This is a genomic window from Mucilaginibacter defluvii (assembly GCF_039543225.1).
Taxonomy (GTDB): domain Bacteria; phylum Bacteroidota; class Bacteroidia; order Sphingobacteriales; family Sphingobacteriaceae; genus Mucilaginibacter; species Mucilaginibacter defluvii.
Genome location: NZ_BAABJI010000001.1, coordinates 517,078 through 538,743, shown reverse-complemented (window position 1 = coordinate 538,743; position 21,666 = coordinate 517,078). Strand labels below are relative to the sequence as shown.

Here is a 21,666-nt window from a genome sequence, read left to right as displayed (position 1 = left end):
GTAAACATTAAAAAATTAAAGCGATATAACAGACGCTACATTTGCAGATCTGCCTATCTCCTCATCGCACATTTATACCGGTTCAACCAAAAATAATGGCTGATCGTACTCTACAGGTGATGCATTATCAACCAATACTTTAACAATACGGCCTGAAACTTCAGACTCGATCTCGTTAAATAATTTCATAGCCTCGATGATACATACGGTTGTACCGGCTTTGATCTCGTCGCCCACGTTAACAAATAATGGCTTATCCGGTCCTGCTGAACGGTAGAAAGTACCGATCATCGGCGATTTGATCGTGATATAATTTGAAGTATCGGCAGCGGCACTAACGGCTGCTGCAGCGGCAGCAACTGGTTCGGCAACATTGGCGGCGGCGGCCGGTATTTGAGCCGGGGCAGCTGAAACAACCGGTTGAGCGGTTGGAATGGTTGCATTAACTATGGTTGGCGCCTGGTTAGTTTTAATTGTTATCTTGAAATTTTCCTGCTCAATTGCAACTTCATTTACGCCTGCTTTTGAAACAAAGCGGATCAGATCCTGTATTTGTTTAATATCCATATCGGGGTGTTAATAGGTTTTCTCTTGGATAAAATTATATTATCTAAAATTTACTCGCGATAGCTGCGTACTTGCAAATATGCAGATATGCAGGCAATTATTCTTTAACAAATCATATAAAATAATGTTCAGCGTTATTAACAACCATTGCGGCAGTTAATAACGCTGTATAATTTAAACTGATTTTAGTAAGCCCACTTTAAATAAGCCGAGCCCCAGGTAAAGCCGCCGCCAAAGGCCGCCAATATAATATTGTCGCCTTTTTTGAACTTGCTTTCCCATTCCCACAAACATAGCGGGATGGTGGCATTGGTGGTGTTTCCGTAACGGTCAATGTTAATCACTACTTTTTCCGCAGGTACTCCGGTACGGCTTGCAGTAGCATCAATTATACGCTTGTTAGCCTGGTGAGGTACCAGCCAAGCAATATCATCAGCCGTTAAGTTATTGCGCTCCATCACTTCGGCAGCAACGTTAGCCATGTTGGTAACCGCAAATTTAAATACGGCCTGCCCTTCCTGGTAAGCATAATGCTGGCGGGCATCAATGGTAGCGTGTGAGGCAGGGCGTAATGAGCCGCCTGCTTTTTGGTGCAGGTAAGGTATGCCGGCACCGTCACTTTTTAATATAGAATCTATAACGCCGTAACCTTCATAATCAGGTTCAAGCAGGGCAGCGCCGCAGCCGTCGCCAAATAATATACAGGTAGCGCGGTCGGTATAATCAACCATGGCCGACATTTTATCGGCACCTACTACCAATACCTTGGTGTGCTTGCCTGATTCAATGAACTGCGCGCCGGTAGTTAAACCGAACACGAAGCCTGAGCATGCCGCCTGTAAATCCCAGCCCCAGGCATTTTTTGCGCCTATTTTATCAGCAAACAGGTTAGCCGTTGCCGGGAAGGGGTAATCAGGTGTCGTGGTACAAAATATAATCAGGTCAATTTCTTCAGCGCCGATGCCGCGTTTTTCAAGCAGTTGCTTTACGGCCGGTACGGCAAGGTCAGACGTGGCCAGGCCCTCGCCTTTTAATATTCTGCGCTCTTTGATACCGGTACGTGAGGTTATCCACTCGTCGTTAGTATCAACCATGGTTTCAAGCTCCTTATTGGTTAACACATAATCGGGCACATATCCACCAACAGCAGTGATCGCAGCACGAATTTTGGTCATTTTATTGGGAAATTTAATGAAATGCTTGCTTAATTTTATCAATCAGGTTGCTCTCAACCATATTTTTAGAAAGAAGTACCATATTTTTTATGGCCTCGGGGCTTGAGATGCCGTGCCCTACAACAACAGGCGCGTTAAGGCCCAGTATCGGGCTGCCGCCATATTGCTCATAGTTAAAGCGGTCGAAAAATTCGTCTTTAAGTCCTTTTTTGAGGGTAATAACGTAAAAGGATTCGGCCAGTTTAAGGATAACGTTACCGGTAAAGCCATCGCATACGGCAATGTCAAACTGGTCGCCAAACAGGTCGCGCCCTTCAATGTTACCCACAAAGTTAAACATGTTGGTATCTTTCATTACCGGGTAAGTAGCCTGGTAAAGCATATTACCTTTCTCCTCTTCCTCGCCAATATTCATCAGCGCAACGCGCGGGTTTTCAATGCCGTAAACACTTTCGGCAAGTAAACTGCCCAGCACGCCAAATTGCAGCAGGTTATCGGGCTTACAATCAGCATTGGCGCCTACATCTAACAAAATACCCAAACCGCCTTTCAGTTTGGGTACAATGGTTGTCATGGCCGGGCGTACAACACCCGGAATAGTTTTTACGCTAAACATACCGCCTACCAGCATCGCACCGGTATTGCCCGCTGATGCAAAAGCCGCTATTTGTCCTTCCTTAAGCATTTTAAAGCCAACGCTAATACTTGCATCGGGCTTTTGCACAATGGCTTTGGTAGGATGTTCACCCATACCGATTACCTCGGTAGTGTGCACAAACTCAAACAGGTCGGCACTGACGTTGTTTTGCTGCAAAATCTCCTTCGCCACATTTTCATCGCCGATAAGTACCAGCGTTTGCTCGGGCGAAAGGGATTTACGGGCTTCAATAGCTCCTAAAACAGTTGCTTTAGGGGCGTAGTCGCCGCCCATAATATCTAAGCCAATCTTCATCAGATGTGAAAATTAAACTTAAGCTACCGCTGTTTTCTCGATCAGTAATTTACCGTTATAGTAAACGTTACCATCAACAGTATAAGCTCTGTGTGGCAGGTGAACAGCACCTGTAGTTTTGCAGGTTGTTAAAGTAGGCGCTTCAGCTTTGTAATGCGTTCTGCGTTTATCTCTTCTTGATTTGGAGAACTTTCTTTTTGGATTTGGCATAACTTCCTAAATAATTATTTACTTAATGTTTTTGAGCGCGTCCCAACGCGGGTCGGTCGCCTCGTTCTTATCATCGTCACTACCCGATAGCGCGTTCAGCTTATCAAGCATTTCTTTATTACACTTATCAGCGCTTCCGTCGCCACTGCATGATGCAATGAACGGCACAGCTACAGTTACATACTCATATATCAACCCTGTAATATCAATTTCATGATCGTTTTTGCCCAGGGTGATGATTTCGTCATCCTCATCAACTTCCTCAGCGCTGAACTTAGCTATCTGCTGCTCGCGAATGTGGATGGGATGCTCATAATCAGTTAAACACCTGTCGCAGGTAAGCCCGATCCATCCGTCAATCTCAAAGTTCAGGATCAGCATTGTTTCCTGCTTATCAAGCTCAACGTTACAAGCCAGCTTTGCTTTTTTCACCAATGAATACTCAAACGCCTCAAAAAAAGAGTCGTCAACATCAAAGTCAAAACGATGCTTGCCCAGCTTTAAGCCGGAAAATGGTATCGTATATTTTCTTAATGATTTCAATGAGCAACAATTAGCCCGCAAATGTAGGGATTTTTCCTAAATCTGAAAAGTGTTTTTTTATTTATAGGCAGGCTGTAAATCAGTAGTTAGTTAAATAGAGATCAGTTGCCGCTATTTTAAGCTTATTCGGCTTAAATGCTATCTTTAAAAACGAATCACTATTCACCAATCACCACTCACCAATCAATCCCTATCCCTCGTCAGCTTATGGTGCGTTAACGGATTTTCGGTAAGTTCGGCATTTTCGCGACGGTTACGAACGATGTGCAGCGCCGTAAACAGCGCCTCGCGGAAGGAGCGTTCTGATGCCTGGTTTTTTCCGGAAATATCATACGCGGTACCATGGTCTGGCGAGGTACGTACAAAGTTTAATCCTGCGGTAAAGTTAACACCATCTTCAAAAGCTATTTGTTTAAACGGTATCAAACCTTGGTCATGGTACATGGCCAGCACAGCATCAAACTGCTTGTAAGCGCCGCTGGCAAAAAAACCATCAGCCGAATATGGCCCAAAAGCCAGTATGCCGTTGTTACGCGCGTCCTCAATAGCAGGGGTAATAATATGCTGTTCTTCGTCGCCTATTAAACCATTGTCGCTGGCGTGGGGGTTAAGGCCAAGCACGGCTATTTTGGGTTTACGTATCCAAAAATCATGGCGCAGGCTTTCGTTCATCATTTTAATCTTGGATAGTATTTTCTCAGCAGTAATGCTTTTTGATACCTGCGATATGGGTATATGCCCGGTTACCACCCCTACCCTGATGTTATCGCTTACCAGAAACATCAGCGAATCGGCAGCATTACCACGCTGCTGCAGGTATTCGGTATGCCCCGGAAAGTTGAAACTTTCGCTTTGAATGTTATCCTTGTTTATCGGCGCGGTAACCAAGGCGTCTATATTTCCGGCTATCAGATCGTTAGTAGCACGCTCTAACGAGATAAGCGCGTATTTGCCCCCCGTAGCGTTTATAACACCCGGCTCCAGCTTTACATCCTCTTCCCAGCAATTAATCATGTTAGGTTTGCGGTGCTGCGCCTGCGAGGCATCGCTTATTACATTAAAAACAAATTCGCTGGTGTTACTCAAGCGGCGGTAAAAAGACGCAACTTTAGTATGGCCATAAACAATGGGCGTACAATAATCATAAACCTTACTTTCAGAAAGAGTTTTTATAATGATCTCTAAACCAATACCGTTTACGTCACCTATACTGATGCCAACTTTTATTTTACCGCTCATAATGTTTATGATTTTTAACCGGCAATAATTTTTGATTTCACCGGTTTTATATTGCTTCTAAGCCGAAAACCTGTAAAACAAGCCATCGTTGCATTAAGCAATAATCACGCAAATTAAATATTTTTAGGATTACACTGCCTGATAAAAGCACAAATATGCCTTAATTTGCCAAATAATTGTTCAGCATGTCAATAGTTAGGGCTAAGAAACACCTCGGCCAGCATTTTCTTACCGATAAAAATATCGCCTCAAAAATAGTAGAAGCACTAAGGCCACAGTTGGGCTATAAGCAGGTGCTTGAGGTTGGCCCTGGCATGGGTATACTGTCTGATTTTCTGCTACAAAAAACAGAATACGAAACCTACCTCATTGATATTGATACCGAATCGTACGAGTTTTTAGGCAAGAAATATCCGCAGTTGGGTAGCAGGCTGATCAATGCTGATTTTTTGGAGCTGGATTTCGCAGCAACCTTCAATGGGCCATTGGCCGTGATCGGTAACTTTCCGTACAACATATCATCGCAAATACTTTTTAAGATACTGGACAACCGCCAGCAAGTGCCCGAAGTGGTGGGCATGTTCCAGAAAGAAGTTGCCGAGCGATGCAACGCCAAGGCAGGCAGCAAGGAATATGGTATATTGAGTGTGTTTTTACAAGCTTATTATAAGGTAGAATATTTGTTTACGGTAAAGGCGGGCGTATTCAATCCGCCGCCAAAAGTACTGTCAGCCGTTATAAGGATGACACGCAATGAGGTTCAAGAATTGGATTGCGACGAAAAGCTTTTTTGGCAGGTAGTAAAAGCCGGGTTTAACCAGCGCCGCAAAACATTGCGTAACGCACTGTCATCACTTATCAACAAAGAAAAGCTTACTGATGAGCCTATGCTTGAGCTGCGCGCCGAACGATTGACGGTTAGTGATTTTGTTGCACTGACAAATAGGATAACGGAAACGAGGTAATATTTGTTATATTTGATTATGGACTTACAGGCAGAAAAAATAGAGTTAGTTCGCCTTTTATTAAATGTAGAAGATGAACGCACGCTTAATGAAGTTAAGGCTGTATTGAAAGACGATTACGATTTTTACAATGATCTACCCGAACATGTAAAAGCAGGTATCGAACGCGGTATTGAAGACATGAATAATGGCCATGTAAGAAATCATGAATCAGTAATGCGTGACATGAGAAACAAATATGGCCTTAAAGGTTAACTGGACTACAGAGGCTATAAACTCCTACGAAAGTATTATCTCCTATCTATCACAAGAATGGACGATTAAAGAAGTTGAATACTTTAGTGAACGGGTTGACGCATTATAAATAATATTTCCAGCCAGCCATATTTATTCAAGGCCTCATCAATTAAACAAATCCGTAAAGCCACAATCGGTAAGCAGAATTCACTGTTCTATATTATCAGATCGGACGAGATTTTTTTGCTTCGGTTTTGGGATAATAGACAAAACCCCGATAAACGCAAATACTAAGCTTTACAGCTTAATCACCTCATCCTTACCATGGAGCTCCTTAACCGACTCGCCCATCCGCTTTATAAAAAGATAATTAGCTGTACCGCCTATAACCGCGCCTACCACAGGTACTAAGCGCTGGGCAGCGCGTGCGCCGAGTTTCAGCATCAGTTTTTCGGCAACGGCTTCCAACACGTTTTTTGAGAGGGCGATACTGGCTTCCACTTTTAAGGATGCCGCTACGATCTTGATAAATTCATCAAAGCTTATCCGGTACGTTCCCCGCTTGGCGTAGTTAACCGCCATCGTAACACGGAATTGCTGGGTGATCAAATTCACCACATCAACCGGGATGCCCAGTGCCATAGTGAATATGCCGCCGGTACCTGATAAGGCACCGGTGCCTGCTGCCAGGTAAGCACATTGGTTTATAAAACCTTCCAAACCAAGTTTATCTACGCCTTTTTTTATATTAAGCTGGTCTATGCGGTCAAATATTTGCCTGAAGCCGCGTTGTGCCAGTGTGTCAGCCTGTTGTTTCAGGCTGCTCGTAATTTTCTTTAATGATTTCATTAGAAATGTATCGGCAAACATAGTTGCTTACCTCGCTGTAGTAAACCAAAAGCAGTGCCAAAGCCCATCGTGTACAGCGCCAAGGGTTAAGGTTTTGTCATAACTGTTGGGCACAACTTATTCCGCGGCATAATAATTTGTACTTTCGCCCAACCGAATATAGTTACGCTTTGAAAAATAACATTTTAATAGTTGACGACCTGCATCCGTCGTACATGGAAATAGCCGGGGCTAAAGGCTATACCTGCGATTACCACCCCGACTTTAAACTGGTCGATGCGCTTGCCGTTATAGGCAATTACGAAGGCTTAGCCATTCGCTCAAAATTTGAGGTAGATAAGGCCTTTATGGATGCCGCCCCTAACCTGCGCTTCATTACCCGCGCCGGCGCCGGTATTGATAATATTGATGGTGATTACGCCGCCCAAAAAGGCATCGAAATATATAACGCCCCCGAGGGCAACTCAGATGCCGTGGGCGAACATGCCGTAGGTATGTTGCTGGCACTGATGAACAAGTTTAACATTGGCAACCTGGAAGTTCGTGATGGCAAATGGCTGCGTGAAGAAAACCGTGGTTATGAACTGAAGGGCCGCACCGTAGGCATTATTGGCTACGGGCACATGGGCCAGAGTTTTGCCCGCAAGTTGAGCGGATTTGAGGTTAACGTTATAGCCTACGATAAATACAAAACCGGCTTTAGCGACCGCTATGCCCGCGAGGTAAGCATGGAAGAAATTGTTAAACACAGCGATATACTGAGCCTGCACGTTCCGCTTACTGCCGAAACACAGTACCTGGCTGATGATGAATACTTTTTCCATTTTAAAAAGCCGATATTCTTCATCAATACATCGCGCGGTAAAACAGCTAAGGTACGTTCGGTGCTGAACGCTATTGAACAGGGTAAAATTATAGGCGCTGCGCTGGATGTACTGGAGGTTGAAAAATTCCCGGCGCTGGGCGAACAGGAATGGTATGCCGACCTTTGCAAAACCAACAAGGTGATCCTCACCCCACATGTAGCCGGTTGGACATTTGAATCGTACCGGAAAATAAGCGAGGTGCTGGCGGGGAAGTTGCCTGTGGTGGTCAATGGTCAATAGTCCATGGTCATAGTCGATGGACCAGAGTTTCAACAACGAAGCTGGCTATGAACTATTGACCATGGCCTATGGACCATCAAGTTTCTACTTGACAAAAAAATTTGGAGATTAAAATTTAAATCCTTTATCTTCGTTTTATATCAAAGCAAGACTATGCGGACCAAAAGGGTTTACATAGTCTTGTTTGCTTTTTAAAAGAGTCGCGTCCTTCTTTTTATGCAAAAAAAGAAGGGCGGTTTTTTTTGACATTAACCGAAAACATTAACAGTTTAAATTTAATTAGTGCGTTATGGCAGAGGTATCATACTATACCAAAGAAGGTTTAGAGAAATTAAAGGAAGAATTACAGTATTTAAAAACTACAGGCCGTGCTAACATTGCCAAGGCAATTGCTGAAGCACGCGATAAAGGCGACTTATCAGAGAATGCCGAATATGATGCCGCTAAGGAAGCACAGGGCTTGCACGAAGGCAAAATAGCTAAACTGGAAGAGGTATTATCAAACGCGCGTTTGCTGGATGAATCAAAACTGGACACCTCGAAGGTTTTGGCTCTTTCAATAGTTAAAATAAAAAACCTGAAGAACGGTGCTACCATGAGCTACCAATTGGTATCAGAAACCGAGGCCGACCTTAAAGCAGGTAAAATATCAGTAACCTCTCCTATAGCACAAGGCCTGTTAGGTAAAAAGGTAGGCGAAAAAACAGAGATCACCGTACCTGCCGGTAAAATTGAGTTTGAAATATTAGAGATAAGCAGGTAAGCAATTATTGAATTATTGAGGGATTGAATTGTAGATTTTTCAGAAAACAATTCACTAATTCAATCCTTCAATAATCAATAATTAAATACTTAAAATCAATAATTCAGTCTCTAAATAATTCAATAATTCCCTCTATGGCAAGTATCTTTTCAAAAATAGTAGCGGGCGAAATACCGGCGCATGTTGTAGCTGAAAGCAATGAGTTTCTGGCTTTTTTAGATATATCTCCGCTGGCCGAAGGCCATGTGCTGGTTATCCCTAAGGAAGAGGTTGATTACTTGTTTGACCTTAACGATGAAACCTATACCGGCCTGCAGATTTTTGCCAAGATAGTAGCTAAAGGAATTGAAAAGGCCGTACCCTGCCAGCGTGTAGGCGTAGCCGTTATTGGTTTAGAGGTGCCGCATGCTCACATCCACCTCATCCCGATCAACCATGTGGATGATATTAATTTCTCGCGCCCTAAATTAAATTTCACGCAGGACCAGCTTGCGGCTACCGCCGAGAAAATCAAGGAAGCCCTGCGCGAAGAACGCGTTGATTAATCCTCCAGCGGAACAAACTTCATCGATACTGAATTTACGCAATGGCGTGTATTTTTGGCCGTAAAGCCTTCACCTAAAAATACGTGGCCTAAGTGCGCGCCGCAATTGGCGCAAAGTATTTCGGTACGGCGGCCATCGGCATCTGTTTCGCGGTGAACTGCGCCAGGTATCTCGTCGTCAAAACTTGGCCAGCCACAAAAGCTCTCAAACTTATCGTCAGACCGGTAAAGCGGCGCATCACAACGTTTGCACACGTACAAGCCTTTGGCTTTGTTATTCAGTAACTCGCCTGTGAACGGGCGCTCGGTGCCTTTGTATAATATTACCCTTTCTTCTTCGGGTGTCAGTTCGTTATATTTCATAGTATGATTTTATTGATTTGTTTATGAGTTCACCGATCTTTAGGATGATTTCACTGATAGATAAATATACTCAATTTCATTCGGAATGGTTTTAACCGGCATCTTGTTTACACGTAGCTGACTCTGCCTAAAAGCAAAAAAAATCCCGGTCTTTCAACCAGGATTTCTCATATTATAATAGCTTTTAGCTTTCGCCTTTATGCTTTCAGCGTTATGCTAATTTAGCCAGCTCTTCAGCCATAGCAGCGCCAATTTCAGCAGGTGACTCTACTACGCGGATACCGCACTCGGCCATGATCTTCATTTTAGCTGCAGCAGTATCATCAGCACCACCAACAATAGCACCGGCGTGGCCCATACGGCGACCCGGAGGCGCTGTTTGGCCGGCAATAAAGCCTACTACCGGTTTGGTACCATGCTCTTTGATCCAGCGGGCAGCTTCAGCTTCCATACCACCACCAATTTCACCAATCATGATGATGCCATGCGTTTCCGGATCATTCATTAACAGCTCAACCGCTTCTTTAGTTGGTGTACCAATGATTGGGTCGCCACCAATACCGATAGCAGTGGTGATACCTAAACCGGCTTTAACCACCTGGTCAACCGCCTCGTAAGTTAAGGTACCTGATTTTGAAACTACACCTACATTACCTTTTTTAAAGATAAAGCCAGGCATGATACCAATTTTAGCCTCATCAGCAGTAATAATACCCGGACAGTTAGGACCGATTAAACGAGAATCCTTGTCTGTCAGATATTCTTTTACCTGGATCATATCCTTTGTAGGTATACCTTCGGTAATACAAACTATAACTTTGATGCCTGCTTCAGCAGCTTCCATAATAGCGTCAGCCGCGAAAGCCGGGGGTACGAAGATGATAGACACATCAGCGCCCGTGCTTACCACCGCGTCTTTAACGGTGTTAAAAACCGGTCTGTCCAAATGCGTTTGGCCGCCTTTGCCCGGTGTTACACCGCCAACAACCTGCGTACCGTACTCAATCATTTGCGAGGCATGGTAAGTACCCTCGTTACCGGTAAAACCCTGAACTATTACTTTGGAATCTTTATTTACAAGAACACTCATTGGCTTATTTTTTATTCAACGCAAAGCTAAAATTATTTTATTAAGTAAGATGCCTTAGCACATTAAAGGCAGCGTTTTTTTACAAACTAACATTTAAATGATGTTGAAATAAATTATTGCTGCGTCGTCTTCACCTTTGTTTAAAGACGATTGGCCGGTTATTAATTTACAGGAAACTTTTTATTGCGGCTATAAAAACCTATTAATATCTTTCGGCATGCTAAACACACCTTTACCATGAAGAAGTTATTTTTTGCAATAATTACCTGTATTGCCATTACGCAACCTGGCTACGCGCAGTTAGGCGGTTTATTAAAAAAAGGTAGCGATATGCTGGCCGGAAGCGGCCTAAACCTGAACAAGATTATTAAACAACCTGCCGCTATTACTACTAATTTTAAAGATGATGCCATAACCAAGGGCTCACAACCACCCTCCTTTCAGGATGGGGTTACGGCGCAACCCTTGTACCTGCTGCCAAAAGCTACAGGCGGCGGTTATATATTATGTACCGGACTGTACGAAATGACCAACAAAAGCTATTGCCTGCACGCCGGTACCCGCGGCCCAAGCAGTGGCGATGGTTATATGCTTGCCCCGGTTGAAGGGCCTAAAAAGAATGTGGTGATCAACATTTTAAAAAGCGCCGAAAAACATCCGGAGGTTAAACAACGCAACATACAGGTGTTGCTGTGGGCCATTATTGCCCGTACCAAACTTGCCGATTTTAGCACCGAAATTAAAGCCACTGCCGCCATATTGCTTACGCCCGAGCAATTGCTTACCCTTGAGGGCGGCGCATTGGGTATTTTACCCAATAACGTTATGGAAAGTGCCAAAAGCAAACTTCCCCAACCTGTACAGGCGGTATTTGAAGCCGAGAACAACATCAGGCGGTTGGCCGCGTCAGGCAGCGCAAGTTATGAGGAAATGGAAAAATACGCGGTATTGGCCGGCATTGCACCCAATAATAACAGCGAGTACCCGTCGGGCACATGGTCATTACACCCTGATGGCTATTACATCCGCTACATTCCGCAGGGATATTCTATAACCAAGGTACAGATTTTTGTGCCGAAAGAGTTGATTGATAAGGCTGGTAAAGACCCTATTATTTACGATGCGCCGTATGGCATAGCCTGCCCTGCGAACGTAGGCGCTCAACGTTTGGCCCAAACCAATGAGCCGCTGGAGCCTGACTATACCAAAAAGCTCACTACCATTTGCGATCCTAAAAAATAACAAAGCGGGCGTTACAAATTGATGTAACGCCCGTTTTGTTTAGCAAAATATTTGCCCCATGTTTTAGTAAGCTACCGTAAAACGCTGGCGAATGTGTTTTGGGGTTTCCAGTTCATCAACAATGGCGATGGCCATATCCTCAACCGAGATAATACTGCGGTGGTTTTCATCAAACACGGGCTCCTCTAAACCTACACGGTAAGTGCCTTTAATAATACCTGCGGTGCCCTGGTGCATTTCAATAGCCGGACTAAGGAATGTCCAATCCAGTTCAGTTTCATTTTTAAGGTGGTTTAAATAATCGCGCGCGGCGGTAGCACCGGCCTTGTAATCTGCCGGAAACTGTGGTGTATCTACCAACTGCACACCCGGTGCCACATATAAACTGCCGGCTCCGCCAACAGTAAAAAATCTTTTTACGCCGGCCTTTTTGGTACCTTCCTGAATGGCCTTTGATCCGCGCAGAAAATCATCATATATGTTAGGGTTAGTCCAGCCTGAATTAAATGTATTAACTACGGCGTCAGCACCTTTAACAGCGGCGGTGACTTCGTCCTCGTTATAAACATTAGCCTTGACCGGGGTAATCTGCGCACCGGTTTTCAGTTTGTCGATGTTACGGGCAATGGCAATTACCTCATGGCCTCTTTTTTCCAGCTCGTTCAATACCGATGTGCCTACAAAGCCTGTGGCACCAATTAACGCTACCTTCATATTAAGTTTGATTATGTTGTTCAATATACTGTAAACACTTTATTTACAGTTTTGGTTAAATTTTTTTATTCAATTATCGGCTTACAAAATGCTTCTAACGTGGTGGCTGCAAGTTTACTCACCATAGCTTCTTCTGCTTTATTGTATAATACATCTAACTCGGCATTTATCTGTTTACCTACCGGGCAGGCCGGATTGGGAACATTTTTTTTTCCCAAAGGCGATGTTTGGCGGATGGCATTATACACATCGGAAAGGCGGATATCCTTTGCCTGTTTAGCCAGCAATGTTCCTCCACCTTTACCTTCTTTAGTAGTAATCAGTCCCGCTTTGCGCAGGTTGCTTATTTCCTTACGTACAACAGCGGCGTTAACATTCATGCTGCCTGCAATAAATTCAGACGTAAGCATTTCATCCTTTACATAATAGTGAAGGGTTAAAACATGCAGCGCCGTTGCAAATCTTACGTTATTCATTACTGTAATAATTTTTATTACAGTACAAATGTACTACAATTGCGGGATACTCATACACACGGCTATTACAATTACGAGAAAATGACAATGTTATTTACAACTCTGGATGATTTCGCTTACTAACAAGGTGTCATGATGAAGCTGATCGTACAATTTTTCATCAAGCACCTTTTTGCTGATGAGCTTGCTGCCCATACCTACGGCGCATACCCCTGCCCTAAACCAGGCCAGGATGCTCTCTTTGGTAGTATCAACCCCACCCGTAGGTATAAACAGCTGCCCCGGGAAAAGCTCGCGTATCGCACTCAAAAAATCTGGTTTAAGCGTACCCGCCGGAAAAAGCTTAATCAGCGAGGCGTTGTGCTGCTGGGCGGTATAAATTTCGGTCGGCGTCATACAACCGGGAATCCATAATAATTTGTGCTTAGCAGCAATCTTGCCAACTTCCGGGTTAATGATCGGCGATACGATAAAATCAGCGCCGGCGCCTATAAAAGCTTCGGCTTCCTCAACTGATTTAATGGTACCGATACCCAAATGTAGATCAGGCCACTCAAGTTTTTGAATCTTTTTTAACTCAATATAGTTATCAAGCGCTTTGGGGCCCCTATTAGTATATTCAAACACGCGTACACCCGCTTTATAAAGCGTGCGGGTAACGTCAATGCTTACCTGTGCATCCTCATAAAAAAACAGCGGCAGCATGCCCTGCGCTATTATACTGTCGAGCACCTGTTCTTTCTTAGTCATTGCTTATGGCGTTTTGTATGTCGTTAACAATTTTGTTGGTGGTATCGCTAGCAACAAATAGTTTTGTGAAAGCGGCGGCCGTTGCAAATTCAAGCACCTGCCGGGGTGCCCAATCGTTATACAACCCGTATATTAAACCCGCCATGTAACAATCGCCGCTGCCCACCTTATCAACTATTTGGTTGGATGTATATTGTTTTGAGCTGATAAACTCCAAACCGGTGAAAAGGGCGGTATAGTATTCAATCTGTTTATCGCTGCCAAACCTGAAGGTATTGGCGACGGTGTGGCAATTAGGGTAGCGTTTAACTATTTCTTCGGATGTTTTCAGCGCTTCTTTCAGGTAAATGCTTTTTTGTCCGCTCTCGTGAATATCAGGTACAACCTCAATTCCGAGCATCGCCTCAGCCGCCCAAATGTTACCCATCACTACGTTGCAATACGGAAGCAGTTGCTCCATAACCTCACACGCGGTTTTTCCATATTTCCAAAGTTTGGCCCGGTAATTTAAATCAACCGACACCGTTATACCTTTTCGGGACGCGGCTTTAACGGCTTCCAGACATACATCGGCAGCGCTTTGACTTACCGCGGGAGATATGGCGCTGAAATGGAGCCAACTCACATTGTTGAGTGCTTCGTCCCAATCAATCATTCTGGGTTTTAACTCCGCGAAGGATGAATGCGACCGGTCATAGATCAGGGCATCGTGCTTCAGATCCTGCCCTTGCGCAAGATAATATAAGCCGATACGCTCGCCGCTTAACGATACGGCGTCCGTTCCGATATGCTTCTGCTGTAAATGATTAAGTAACTGTTTGGAGAGATAGTTATCAGGCAAAGCGGTACAATATTGAACAGGCAACTGCCATAAAGCCAGCGCCGTAGCTACATTAAGCTCGGCACCGCCAACAAAAAATGGCAGACTATTATTTACCAACCACTCGCCATTGGAGTCCGGCGTTATGCGTAGCAGTAATTCGCCAAAACAAAGAATATTTTTTTTCATGATTTTAAGCAAATCAGGCCTGCCGCACACTCCCGGCCCGTTTACTCAAATAACGCTGTTTTAAACGCTATTTGCAAGCTTTTAACTTTCTACGATTAAAAAATTAGAGCTAAAGTTGCGGTATCGATCCCTTAAACATAGATATCTTAAACATTGAGATTAAATCTAACTCCTGACCTAATAATTTTTTTGTTTTTTTATTTACTTAACAAATGGATAATGAAACACTTACATTGAGGATTGATATAAAAACAATAAATAACCCAATATTTTTTTTCAAAAACCCCTTGCAGAATATCAAACGGTGCGTATATTTGCACCACCAAAACGAACAACGGAGTGGTAGTTCAGCTGGTTAGAATACATGCCTGTCACGCATGGGGTCGCGGGTTCGAGTCCCGTCCATTCCGCTAAAAAGGTAACATTACCAAGCAAAACCCTTCAAATGATATCATTTGAAGGGTTTTTTGTTTTACGGCCAAGCCAAATTATTCAAGTTTTCGCAAGGAAAATGACAATAATTCGGGAGTTAATAGCCGAGCCACAAAACAACTCCCGAATTAACTGATATATATCTGTATATCAACCTGTTCAGTGATTGCGCATCTTGATTTCAAGTGACTTAATTAACAATTTTGTTCACTTTAAAAGCAAGTTAAAACAACATGAGAACTATGCTCGCCGTGCTTTTCTGCCTGAGAAAGCCTAAGAATTATGAATCAGGTTCAGCCCCTATTTATTTGCGCATCACTGTGGATGGCAAACGTACCGAAATTTCCATTGGCCGGAAATGTAATCCTGACCGCTGGGATATTGATACCGGCAGGGCGACCGGCAATAAAGAAGATGCCCGCTCCCTTAATGCTTTCATGAGCAGTATTGAGCATCAGCTTTACGAAATCCATAGACAGATGACTGCTGCCGATGAAACAGTAACGGTAGAAACCATTAAGAGTCGCTACACAGGTAAACTAGAACGTGCAAGAACCCTTGTGGCCATATTTGAAGACCACAATGAGAAGATGAAAGCTTTGATTGGGCATGAGTTTGAGAAAAGCACCTGGCAGCGTTACGAAACAGCTTTAATGCACACCAAGGATTTTATGCAATGGCAATATAATATTACTGATATCCCCGTTAGCAAGATCAACTTTGCATTCCTGAACGATTTTGAATACTACCTTCGGACTGTCCGTAAGTGCGCCAATAATTCTGCTATAAAATATATTAAGAACCTCGGTAAGATCGTGCGGATCTGTCTGGGTAATGGCTGGCTGACAATCGATCCATATCTGAATTATAAGCCACGTACCCAAAAGGTTTACAGGCAGGTACTCGACACTAAAGAGCTTGACCGGTTGACAAAAAAGAAAATCCCGAACGCACGCTTACGCACGGTAAGGGATATTTTTGTTTTCAGTTGTTACACGGGGCTGGCCTACGTTGATGCACGAAAGCTTAAACGTTCTGAACTGGTAAAAGGAATTGACAACAAAACCTGGATATATACCCAGCGCCAAAAAACAGATACACTTTCCCGTATCCCTGTCTTACCTGTGGCAGCAGGTATTATTCGCACCTACGATAAGCATCCGCAATGTATCGCTGAAAACCTATTATTACCTGTTATGAGTAATCAAAAAATGAATGCTTACTTAAAAGAACTTGCAGGTATTTGTGATATTGAAAAGGAACTCACTTTTCATATTGCCCGCCACACGTTTGCCACTACCGTTACCCTAAATAATGGTGTACCCATTGAAACGGTATCTAAAATGATGGGGCATACCAGCATCAAGACCACGCAGATATATGCCAAAGTTTTGGATCATAAAATCAGCGAAGACATGTCGCAATTAGAGGCTAAACTGTTACCAAAGAAACGTGTAGCCAAGACCGCCTAAATATCAACATTCATAATTCTTAATATTTCAATTTTTATATTTGTATGAGAACATTCCGTCAAACCATGAGTAACAACGCAGCAATCGACTTACGTTTAAAATCCTTTTTTGATCTATCAGAAGAAGAAAGGCAGGAACGACTTAGGCCGACCTACGAAGCGATGAAAAAGGAAAAATTTGCTAAAGGTGGTTACATCACATATTACGATCCCTCTGTTTGCCCAACTACGTCCCATGCGGTACACGAATACGTTGACCGCAAGGACTTGATGTGGATGGACGATAAATATCAGGAACACTTTATAAAAACCCTTTAATCTTATGTCAAACCCGCAACTATTATTTGTCGCGGGGCCAAATGGAGCGGGAAAATCGACTTTCTCTAAAGATTTGTCGAAACCTGGTGCCATTATTTTTGACGTGGACAAAGTTGTTGCACAGATAGAGGCCCAATCACCTCATATGCCTAAACGACGCATATATGAGGAAGCGACTAAAGATTTTTTTAGACAGGCGAATACCGCTGTTAAAGATAGACGGCATTTTACTTTGGAAACAAATTTCAGAGACGAATCATTGATGGATGTTGTTGCTCATTTTAAAGCGCACGGTTATGCCACCCAGTTGATTTATTTGACTTTAGATAGTATTGAGCAATCTGTTTTCCGTGTGAATGAAAGAGTTAAAAACGGTGGACATTTTGTAGATATAAAAAACATTCAACAGAACTACGATTTAGGGTTGGAATATATCGAACGGTTTGCCGATCACTTTGATAACGTAGAGATCGCTGATGCTTCAAAAAGTAACCAACATTTTCGTTCCTTGCTTAGCATCCAAAATCGAAGCGTTGTTTATCAAAGTATTAATATACCCGAAAAGTTTGTCGATCGGATAAACTCTATTGTCGAGAAATTCATACCACCTTCGCCTACACAAGAATTGCGACCTTACAGAGGCCCAAGTCGTTAACATACTTCCTGTCAGCCGCTTCAAATGGAGCGGCTTTTTCATTTTCCGGAAAATGAGGACAAATACTTTTGTGCCCAGGTATCTACAGCTTTTACTATTTCATCAGCTTTCGCAAACGGGTAAGTTTTCTCCACGTAAGTTTTAAATTTCTTTTTAACAGAATCATCCTGCCAATCCATAACAGAAAAAATAATCGGATCTCCTTTTTGCGGGCCATCTTTAAATCCATAAAGCGGCAAATACGGAGGCGCATAAAAAAAGGAATTTTCTATCAACTTATTATAAAAGTCGGCTTTAAACATACGTTTAAAGTCATGAAGCAAGTCATACGGGTTCACTGTAGAGACCGCATTTTGTATAGCGTCCCGCATATACGGGTTTCCCTCGTCCCAAAAGAAATTAAACAGGTATTCAAAAAAGCCACCTTCCAGCATATCACACAGATCAGTGCTCATGCCATCATATGATGCTTTGAAAATGTCGAGCGAAAAAGCATCACCAAGTTGTTCAATACAATACTTAATAATCACTTCTTCCCTGCTCTTTACAAACTCCAACGATGGCCCTCTAGAAACTATACCCGGAACAACGATCAAATACTTACGCTTTGAGAGTAACTGGAAATAATAGCTTTTAAAAAAGATGCTTTTTCGTTCGTGAGTAATCTGTATGTATAAGGGAAATGTCGGCGTACCATGAAAGTCCACTTGTTTAAGCCTGTCATTCAAATATGTTTTGTAAGCGATCTTCCCCATTATTTAAGTACCTGCCAATGATGATTTTTCAAATGTAATATATCTCTCGTTAAATATATTTCAGTGGAATGATACAAAAATAAGAAATGTTTTGATATTATTTTATTTTATCAAAACATTAACTAAATTTGTTCTGCATCATTTAGGCATTTCAACGATTCTCAAATAGATGTTGATAGTCGTTAGCAGCATTGATAATTAATTTTTACTGTTTTGCAATTTAAACAAATCAAATATGGCGGCAATTGAAGTGATCACGAAAGACGATTTGAATGATTTTAAAAAAGACCTGCTCCAGGAGATCAGGCAAATGATCGAGCCTGTAGAAAGCCAGGGGAAAAAGTGGCTTAAAAGTGTAGAGGTAAGAAAGCTTTTAAATATATCACCAGGCACCTTACAAAACCTGCGTATCAATGGCACACTAAGGTTTGCCAAAATTGGCGGAATGCTTTATTACAAGTTGGAAGATATTCACAAACTGTTAGAAGGAGGTGTAAAATGAAAGCCTTATCATCTTCAATGGATTTAAAAGGCTATTCAAAGTTATTCAGATCACTGGGTAAGGATGAGCGGTTGTTTCCCACACATGTCAGTCTTTTCTCAGGGCTTTTCATTTTTTGGCAGCGCTCAGGCTATCAGCGTCCATTTAAAATAAGCAGAAGCGGTTTAATGGCGACGTCAAGAATTGCATCCACCGCCACTTATCAAAAGTGCATTAAAGAGTTACGGGACTTTGGTTACATCCTCTATCTGCCATCCTATCACCCGACAAAAGCAAGTACGGTTGACTGGCCGGAAAACTGGAAAGTAAACGACTCTGAAAGCCATGTTGGTAATAATATATCTATGTAACTGGATAAATTGTTATCCAGCTATTTTGTATTGGGATAACCACATAAACATATATCAGTGTACCAATTTACCGGCATATCAATTTATTACTCAATTATCTCAAGAATGATATTACCCACCATTCAAGTCCACTCCCTCAAGTACTTCTCTTGGCCATTAAAAATGGTTGTCGCGCGAAGTGCGACAACCATTTTTAATATCAACTGTGCAAATATGGATGGCTACCTGGCTTGTCCCATAAGGGAGCAAGCGGAAGTTGGGCAGAGCCCTACTTTGCTTGCTTTTTGCGCTGCAAAAAGGGTTTGAAGTATCCTCCGGGGATACTTGCCTGCTCCTACGGCTTTAAAAAGGCCAATTTCAGGATACTTAATGGTATCCCATATAGCTGGCTATCTGTACATCTATGTATCAAGATATATAGTTTAATGCCAGCAAAGTTTTAACAAAAAAATTGTGATGTATGCAAGACATTAACACCAGGTCGGTAAGGTATCCCGAAGCGGTCGATCAAAAGTTTGAGAAGATTGCCTTGAAATTGGGAAGGACAAAGCGACAGATATTTATTCAAATGGTAGATTATTTCTACAAAAGCAAGAAAGATCCAATGGATCTGAATGATGAAATGCTAAAGAACTCGCTCATAAAGAACCATAAAGATTTGATTGGCTTCATTAAAACCCAGGAAAATGATTTGCTGATACCTACCCGGCGGGAAGTAGACCGAATGGTTGAAGCATTTAGGAATGTTATAACTTTTTTTAACGAAACGTTGTCGCCAAGTTTAAATACAATGCTGGCCGGGCAGCAAACAGCATCAGACAGGTTTAAACTTATTGCTGATGTGATGAAGCGTGTAGAACTTCAACAAACCGGTAAAGACCAACTGAAGAAGCAATTTGTGTTGATACTGGAGGGCTACGTGAAAGCCAGGGAAAATATCAGTGGTTTTAATACCGGCCGGGAAAAGGAAGAATTGTTGTCAACTACAAAAGCACAAATAGAAATATTAAGATAAGATATGTTTATTAATATAACAGACAGCAAAACAGCAGATAACAAGGGCAGTGCAGGAGGGTTGGTCAATTATCTGGAAAAGGAGAATCGTTTAGATAATGCACAGCAAGAATATTGGTTTAATCAAACAGATAATCTTTATGCCGCCTATGAAGTAAGGCAAAAGATTGATAATAATATTGCTAAACTCGGCCGCAATGATGCAAAATTCTTCCTTGTAAATATCAGCCCGAGTCAAAAAGAGCTCAATCACCTGTTCGCAGAGAATAACCGGGAACAAGTTAAGGAACTACTGAAAGGTTATGCAGTATTGGTGATGGATGAATATGCGCGCAATTTTAACCGGGCCAATATTAAAGATAGCAATGACTTGATATGGTTTGCCAAATTGGAAAATTACCGCTATTACAGTTATGAGGATAAGGAAGTAAAGGAAGGCTTAAAAAAACGGGGAGAACGAAAGCCGGGAGAACAAATGCACATACAAGTGATTGTCAGCCGTAAGGATGCCAGCAATACTGTAAAGCTAAGCCCAATGAATAACTCACGCGGAAGAAATGTCGAACATTCTAAAAAGATGGGCGAATTTGACCGGGTAGCTTTCAAGCAATGTGGCGAGCATATTTTTGATCAACATTTTAAATTTGACCGTGGCTTGCATGATACTATGGCTTATGCCAATGTAATAAAAAACGGTAGCCTTGAACAAAGGCGCCAAATGGACATACTCTCTGCGGGAGAACAGTTTTCCCCTGATAAAGATCAAATAAAGGAATTAGCCGAAGGAGTTGCTCAGCAACAATTTACTACACCACAAAAAATGATGGCATCTACTGGTACAACAATCGGAAAGTTCTTAGATGTATTACTGGAGCAAACACATATTGCCGCCTCTCCCCAGTCAGACCGGCCAAAAAAGAAAAAGAAAAGAGGTCAAGGTTATCGTTATTAAAGTTGCTTGTAATCGATACAGTCTGTCTTTTAATAAAATTTGTTGATTGTCAATTTAATCGTAATATTGCAATATAGTTATGGGCATTACCAAAACGGACATATTCAACGAACAGCAAAACAAGCTGGCAGTGCAGTTAAAAGCCATTGCGCATCCCGCTCGTATCGCTATTTTACAGCAGATCATTAAAGCGAATGCCTGTATCTGCGGCGATCTGGTAGAAGAACTGGGGTTAGCGCAAGCGACCATTTCGCAGCATTTGAAAGAGCTGAAGAATGCCGGTCTGATACAAGGGACTATTGAGGGGGTGAGTGTATGTTATTGTATTGAGCCCAAAGCCTGGAAAGCCCTGCAACTGGAATTGAATATATTGTTTGGCTCTTACACAGAAAAGAACGATAGCTGCTGTTAAAATTTTTTGGC

The 21,666-nt window shown here is 42.5% G+C and carries 28 protein-coding genes and 1 tRNA gene; 15 read left to right on the top strand and 14 right to left on the bottom strand.

The window, feature by feature from the left end:
* Positions 1-72 precede the first annotated feature (72 nt).
* From accB to pdxA, 6 genes are all read right to left on the bottom strand, one after another.
* A complete protein-coding gene (gene accB, locus ABD960_RS02415) occupies positions 73-567 on the bottom strand; it encodes an acetyl-CoA carboxylase biotin carboxyl carrier protein (RefSeq protein WP_345329286.1) in 495 nt (164 codons plus the stop codon).
* A gap of 185 nt (positions 568-752) precedes the next feature.
* Positions 753-1,742 carry a beta-ketoacyl-ACP synthase III gene (locus ABD960_RS02410; protein WP_345329285.1) on the bottom strand — a complete coding sequence of 330 codons (990 nt, stop codon included), beginning with the start codon at positions 1,740-1,742 and terminating at the stop codon, positions 753-755.
* A 13-nt stretch (positions 1,743-1,755) separates the two neighbouring features.
* Entirely contained in the window at positions 1,756-2,694 is a 939-nt protein-coding gene (gene plsX / locus ABD960_RS02405; protein ID WP_345329284.1) for a phosphate acyltransferase PlsX, read from the bottom strand.
* A gap of 18 nt (positions 2,695-2,712) precedes the next feature.
* Positions 2,713-2,904, bottom strand: coding sequence for a 50S ribosomal protein L32 (rpmF, locus tag ABD960_RS02400; protein WP_232178443.1), 192 nt, complete (start codon positions 2,902-2,904; stop codon positions 2,713-2,715).
* Positions 2,905-2,922: 18 nt separating this feature from the next.
* Entirely contained in the window at positions 2,923-3,447 is a 525-nt protein-coding gene (locus ABD960_RS02395) for a YceD family protein (RefSeq protein WP_345329283.1), read from the bottom strand.
* Positions 3,448-3,630: 183 nt separating this feature from the next.
* Positions 3,631-4,686, bottom strand: coding sequence for a 4-hydroxythreonine-4-phosphate dehydrogenase PdxA (gene pdxA / locus ABD960_RS02390; protein WP_345329282.1), 1,056 nt, complete (start codon positions 4,684-4,686; stop codon positions 3,631-3,633).
* 185 nt (positions 4,687-4,871) lie between these two features.
* Between pdxA and rsmA the strand changes: the two genes are divergently transcribed.
* Positions 4,872-5,651, top strand: a complete 780-nt coding sequence (gene rsmA / locus ABD960_RS02385) for a 16S rRNA (adenine(1518)-N(6)/adenine(1519)-N(6))-dimethyltransferase RsmA (protein ID WP_345329281.1) — start codon at positions 4,872-4,874, stop codon at positions 5,649-5,651.
* An 18-nt stretch (positions 5,652-5,669) separates the two neighbouring features.
* On the top strand, positions 5,670-5,906 hold the full coding sequence (locus ABD960_RS02380) for a hypothetical protein (protein WP_345329280.1): 237 nt from the start codon (positions 5,670-5,672) through the stop codon (positions 5,904-5,906).
* 279 nt (positions 5,907-6,185) lie between these two features.
* Here the strand turns inward: ABD960_RS02380 and ABD960_RS02375 are convergent, their stop codons facing one another.
* Entirely contained in the window at positions 6,186-6,737 is a 552-nt protein-coding gene (locus tag ABD960_RS02375) for a hypothetical protein (RefSeq protein ID WP_345329279.1), read from the bottom strand.
* Positions 6,738-6,907: 170 nt separating this feature from the next.
* On the opposite strand from ABD960_RS02375, the gene ABD960_RS02370 reads away from it, so the two are divergent.
* The 3 genes from ABD960_RS02370 to ABD960_RS02360 all read left to right on the top strand — a co-directional run bounded on the left by ABD960_RS02370 (position 6,908) and on the right by ABD960_RS02360 (position 9,151).
* Positions 6,908-7,843, top strand: coding sequence for an NAD(P)-dependent oxidoreductase (locus ABD960_RS02370; RefSeq protein WP_345329278.1), 936 nt, complete (start codon positions 6,908-6,910; stop codon positions 7,841-7,843).
* A gap of 289 nt (positions 7,844-8,132) precedes the next feature.
* Positions 8,133-8,606, top strand: coding sequence for a transcription elongation factor GreA (greA, locus tag ABD960_RS02365; protein ID WP_345329277.1), 474 nt, complete (start codon positions 8,133-8,135; stop codon positions 8,604-8,606).
* Between the two features lie 134 nt (positions 8,607-8,740).
* Positions 8,741-9,151 carry an HIT family protein gene (locus ABD960_RS02360; protein ID WP_345329276.1) on the top strand — a complete coding sequence of 137 codons (411 nt, stop codon included), beginning with the start codon at positions 8,741-8,743 and terminating at the stop codon, positions 9,149-9,151.
* Here ABD960_RS02360 and ABD960_RS02355 read toward each other — a convergent pair.
* Both ABD960_RS02355 and sucD read right to left on the bottom strand, forming a co-directional pair.
* Positions 9,148-9,513 carry a methionine-R-sulfoxide reductase gene (locus ABD960_RS02355; protein WP_232178453.1) on the bottom strand — a complete coding sequence of 122 codons (366 nt, stop codon included), beginning with the start codon at positions 9,511-9,513 and terminating at the stop codon, positions 9,148-9,150. The two genes, ABD960_RS02360 and ABD960_RS02355, sit on opposite strands and share 4 nt — an antisense overlap.
* Positions 9,514-9,724: 211 nt before the next feature.
* Entirely contained in the window at positions 9,725-10,603 is an 879-nt protein-coding gene (sucD, locus tag ABD960_RS02350; protein ID WP_232178454.1) for a succinate--CoA ligase subunit alpha, read from the bottom strand.
* Positions 10,604-10,840: 237 nt separating this feature from the next.
* Here sucD and ABD960_RS02345 point away from each other — a divergent pair, with 237 nt between their 5' ends.
* Positions 10,841-11,845, top strand: coding sequence for a hypothetical protein (locus ABD960_RS02345; RefSeq protein ID WP_345329275.1), 1,005 nt, complete (start codon positions 10,841-10,843; stop codon positions 11,843-11,845).
* Between the two features lie 63 nt (positions 11,846-11,908).
* On the opposite strand, the gene ABD960_RS02340 is transcribed toward ABD960_RS02345, so the two are convergent.
* From ABD960_RS02340 to ABD960_RS02325, 4 genes are all read right to left on the bottom strand, one after another.
* Positions 11,909-12,559, bottom strand: coding sequence for an NAD(P)-dependent oxidoreductase (locus ABD960_RS02340; protein ID WP_345329274.1), 651 nt, complete (start codon positions 12,557-12,559; stop codon positions 11,909-11,911).
* 65 nt (positions 12,560-12,624) lie between these two features.
* On the bottom strand, positions 12,625-13,035 hold the full coding sequence (locus tag ABD960_RS02335) for an RrF2 family transcriptional regulator (protein WP_345329273.1): 411 nt from the start codon (positions 13,033-13,035) through the stop codon (positions 12,625-12,627).
* 90 nt (positions 13,036-13,125) lie between these two features.
* The gene (locus tag ABD960_RS02330) at positions 13,126-13,785 is read right to left on the bottom strand and encodes a beta/alpha barrel domain-containing protein (protein ID WP_345329272.1); all 660 of its coding nucleotides are present in this window, start codon (positions 13,783-13,785) and stop codon (positions 13,126-13,128) included.
* The gene (locus tag ABD960_RS02325) at positions 13,778-14,794 is read right to left on the bottom strand and encodes a PfkB family carbohydrate kinase (protein WP_345329271.1); all 1,017 of its coding nucleotides are present in this window, start codon (positions 14,792-14,794) and stop codon (positions 13,778-13,780) included. Before ABD960_RS02325 ends, ABD960_RS02330 begins: the two co-directional genes overlap by 8 nt.
* A 336-nt stretch (positions 14,795-15,130) precedes the next feature.
* Between ABD960_RS02325 and ABD960_RS02320 the strand changes: the two genes are divergently transcribed.
* The 4 genes from ABD960_RS02320 to ABD960_RS02305 all read left to right on the top strand — a co-directional run bounded on the left by ABD960_RS02320 (position 15,131) and on the right by ABD960_RS02305 (position 17,670).
* A tRNA-Asp gene (locus tag ABD960_RS02320) sits at positions 15,131-15,204 on the top strand.
* Positions 15,205-15,459: 255 nt separating this feature from the next.
* On the top strand, positions 15,460-16,698 hold the full coding sequence (locus ABD960_RS02315; RefSeq protein WP_117392383.1) for a site-specific integrase: 1,239 nt from the start codon (positions 15,460-15,462) through the stop codon (positions 16,696-16,698).
* Between the two features lie 44 nt (positions 16,699-16,742).
* Positions 16,743-17,015: a hypothetical protein gene (locus tag ABD960_RS02310; protein WP_147321997.1), complete on the top strand. Its 273-nt coding sequence runs from the start codon at positions 16,743-16,745 to the stop codon at positions 17,013-17,015.
* A 4-nt stretch (positions 17,016-17,019) separates the two neighbouring features.
* Positions 17,020-17,670, top strand: coding sequence for a zeta toxin family protein (locus tag ABD960_RS02305; RefSeq protein ID WP_117392385.1), 651 nt, complete (start codon positions 17,020-17,022; stop codon positions 17,668-17,670).
* 38 nt (positions 17,671-17,708) lie between these two features.
* On the opposite strand, the gene ABD960_RS02300 is transcribed toward ABD960_RS02305, so the two are convergent.
* The gene (locus ABD960_RS02300; RefSeq protein WP_183553390.1) at positions 17,709-18,425 is read right to left on the bottom strand and encodes a hypothetical protein; all 717 of its coding nucleotides are present in this window, start codon (positions 18,423-18,425) and stop codon (positions 17,709-17,711) included.
* A 235-nt stretch (positions 18,426-18,660) separates the two neighbouring features.
* On the opposite strand from ABD960_RS02300, the gene ABD960_RS02295 reads away from it, so the two are divergent.
* The 5 genes from ABD960_RS02295 (at position 18,661) to ABD960_RS02275 (ending at position 21,655) form a co-directional block, all read left to right on the top strand.
* The gene (locus tag ABD960_RS02295; protein ID WP_117392387.1) at positions 18,661-18,927 is read left to right on the top strand and encodes a helix-turn-helix domain-containing protein; all 267 of its coding nucleotides are present in this window, start codon (positions 18,661-18,663) and stop codon (positions 18,925-18,927) included.
* Positions 18,924-19,277 (top strand): hypothetical protein, encoded by a 354-nt coding sequence (locus tag ABD960_RS02290; RefSeq protein ID WP_117392388.1) that lies wholly within the window; start codon positions 18,924-18,926, stop codon positions 19,275-19,277. Before ABD960_RS02295 ends, ABD960_RS02290 begins: the two co-directional genes overlap by 4 nt.
* A gap of 460 nt (positions 19,278-19,737) precedes the next feature.
* On the top strand, positions 19,738-20,292 hold the full coding sequence (locus ABD960_RS02285) for a BfmA/BtgA family mobilization protein (protein ID WP_147321999.1): 555 nt from the start codon (positions 19,738-19,740) through the stop codon (positions 20,290-20,292).
* Between the two features lie 3 nt (positions 20,293-20,295).
* Complete coding sequence (locus ABD960_RS02280; protein ID WP_183553389.1) at positions 20,296-21,243, top strand: DUF5712 family protein; 948 nt, start codon at positions 20,296-20,298, stop codon at positions 21,241-21,243.
* Positions 21,244-21,322: 79 nt separating this feature from the next.
* Positions 21,323-21,655: an ArsR/SmtB family transcription factor gene (locus ABD960_RS02275; protein WP_117392391.1), complete on the top strand. Its 333-nt coding sequence runs from the start codon at positions 21,323-21,325 to the stop codon at positions 21,653-21,655.
* Positions 21,656-21,666: the final 11 nt, after the last annotated feature.

Excerpts from the sequence above, each read along its gene's own strand:
- accB (WP_345329286.1), bottom strand. The coding sequence starts at position 567 with ATGGATATTAAACAAATACAGGATCTGATCCGCTTTGTTTCAAAAGCA.
- ABD960_RS02410 (WP_345329285.1), bottom strand. The coding sequence starts at position 1,742 with ATGACCAAAATTCGTGCTGCGATCACTGCTGTTGGTGGATATGTGCCC.
- plsX (WP_345329284.1), bottom strand. The coding sequence starts at position 2,694 with ATGAAGATTGGCTTAGATATTATGGGCGGCGACTACGCCCCTAAAGCA.
- rpmF (WP_232178443.1), bottom strand. The coding sequence starts at position 2,904 with ATGCCAAATCCAAAAAGAAAGTTCTCCAAATCAAGAAGAGATAAACGC.
- pdxA (WP_345329282.1), bottom strand. The coding sequence starts at position 4,686 with ATGAGCGGTAAAATAAAAGTTGGCATCAGTATAGGTGACGTAAACGGT.
- rsmA (WP_345329281.1), top strand. The coding sequence starts at position 4,872 with ATGTCAATAGTTAGGGCTAAGAAACACCTCGGCCAGCATTTTCTTACC.
- ABD960_RS02380 (WP_345329280.1), top strand. The coding sequence starts at position 5,670 with ATGGACTTACAGGCAGAAAAAATAGAGTTAGTTCGCCTTTTATTAAAT.
- ABD960_RS02375 (WP_345329279.1), bottom strand. The coding sequence starts at position 6,737 with ATGAAATCATTAAAGAAAATTACGAGCAGCCTGAAACAACAGGCTGAC.
- greA (WP_345329277.1), top strand. The coding sequence starts at position 8,133 with ATGGCAGAGGTATCATACTATACCAAAGAAGGTTTAGAGAAATTAAAG.
- ABD960_RS02360 (WP_345329276.1), top strand. The coding sequence starts at position 8,741 with ATGGCAAGTATCTTTTCAAAAATAGTAGCGGGCGAAATACCGGCGCAT.
- ABD960_RS02355 (WP_232178453.1), bottom strand. The coding sequence starts at position 9,513 with ATGAAATATAACGAACTGACACCCGAAGAAGAAAGGGTAATATTATAC.
- sucD (WP_232178454.1), bottom strand. The coding sequence starts at position 10,603 with ATGAGTGTTCTTGTAAATAAAGATTCCAAAGTAATAGTTCAGGGTTTT.
- ABD960_RS02345 (WP_345329275.1), top strand. The coding sequence starts at position 10,841 with ATGAAGAAGTTATTTTTTGCAATAATTACCTGTATTGCCATTACGCAA.
- ABD960_RS02340 (WP_345329274.1), bottom strand. The coding sequence starts at position 12,559 with ATGAAGGTAGCGTTAATTGGTGCCACAGGCTTTGTAGGCACATCGGTA.
- ABD960_RS02335 (WP_345329273.1), bottom strand. The coding sequence starts at position 13,035 with ATGAATAACGTAAGATTTGCAACGGCGCTGCATGTTTTAACCCTTCAC.
- ABD960_RS02330 (WP_345329272.1), bottom strand. The coding sequence starts at position 13,785 with ATGACTAAGAAAGAACAGGTGCTCGACAGTATAATAGCGCAGGGCATG.
- ABD960_RS02325 (WP_345329271.1), bottom strand. The coding sequence starts at position 14,794 with ATGAAAAAAAATATTCTTTGTTTTGGCGAATTACTGCTACGCATAACG.
- ABD960_RS02315 (WP_117392383.1), top strand. The coding sequence starts at position 15,460 with ATGAGAACTATGCTCGCCGTGCTTTTCTGCCTGAGAAAGCCTAAGAAT.
- ABD960_RS02310 (WP_147321997.1), top strand. The coding sequence starts at position 16,743 with ATGAGAACATTCCGTCAAACCATGAGTAACAACGCAGCAATCGACTTA.
- ABD960_RS02305 (WP_117392385.1), top strand. The coding sequence starts at position 17,020 with ATGTCAAACCCGCAACTATTATTTGTCGCGGGGCCAAATGGAGCGGGA.
- ABD960_RS02300 (WP_183553390.1), bottom strand. The coding sequence starts at position 18,425 with ATGGGGAAGATCGCTTACAAAACATATTTGAATGACAGGCTTAAACAA.
- ABD960_RS02295 (WP_117392387.1), top strand. The coding sequence starts at position 18,661 with ATGGCGGCAATTGAAGTGATCACGAAAGACGATTTGAATGATTTTAAA.
- ABD960_RS02290 (WP_117392388.1), top strand. The coding sequence starts at position 18,924 with ATGAAAGCCTTATCATCTTCAATGGATTTAAAAGGCTATTCAAAGTTA.
- ABD960_RS02285 (WP_147321999.1), top strand. The coding sequence starts at position 19,738 with ATGCAAGACATTAACACCAGGTCGGTAAGGTATCCCGAAGCGGTCGAT.
- ABD960_RS02280 (WP_183553389.1), top strand. The coding sequence starts at position 20,296 with ATGTTTATTAATATAACAGACAGCAAAACAGCAGATAACAAGGGCAGT.
- ABD960_RS02275 (WP_117392391.1), top strand. The coding sequence starts at position 21,323 with ATGGGCATTACCAAAACGGACATATTCAACGAACAGCAAAACAAGCTG.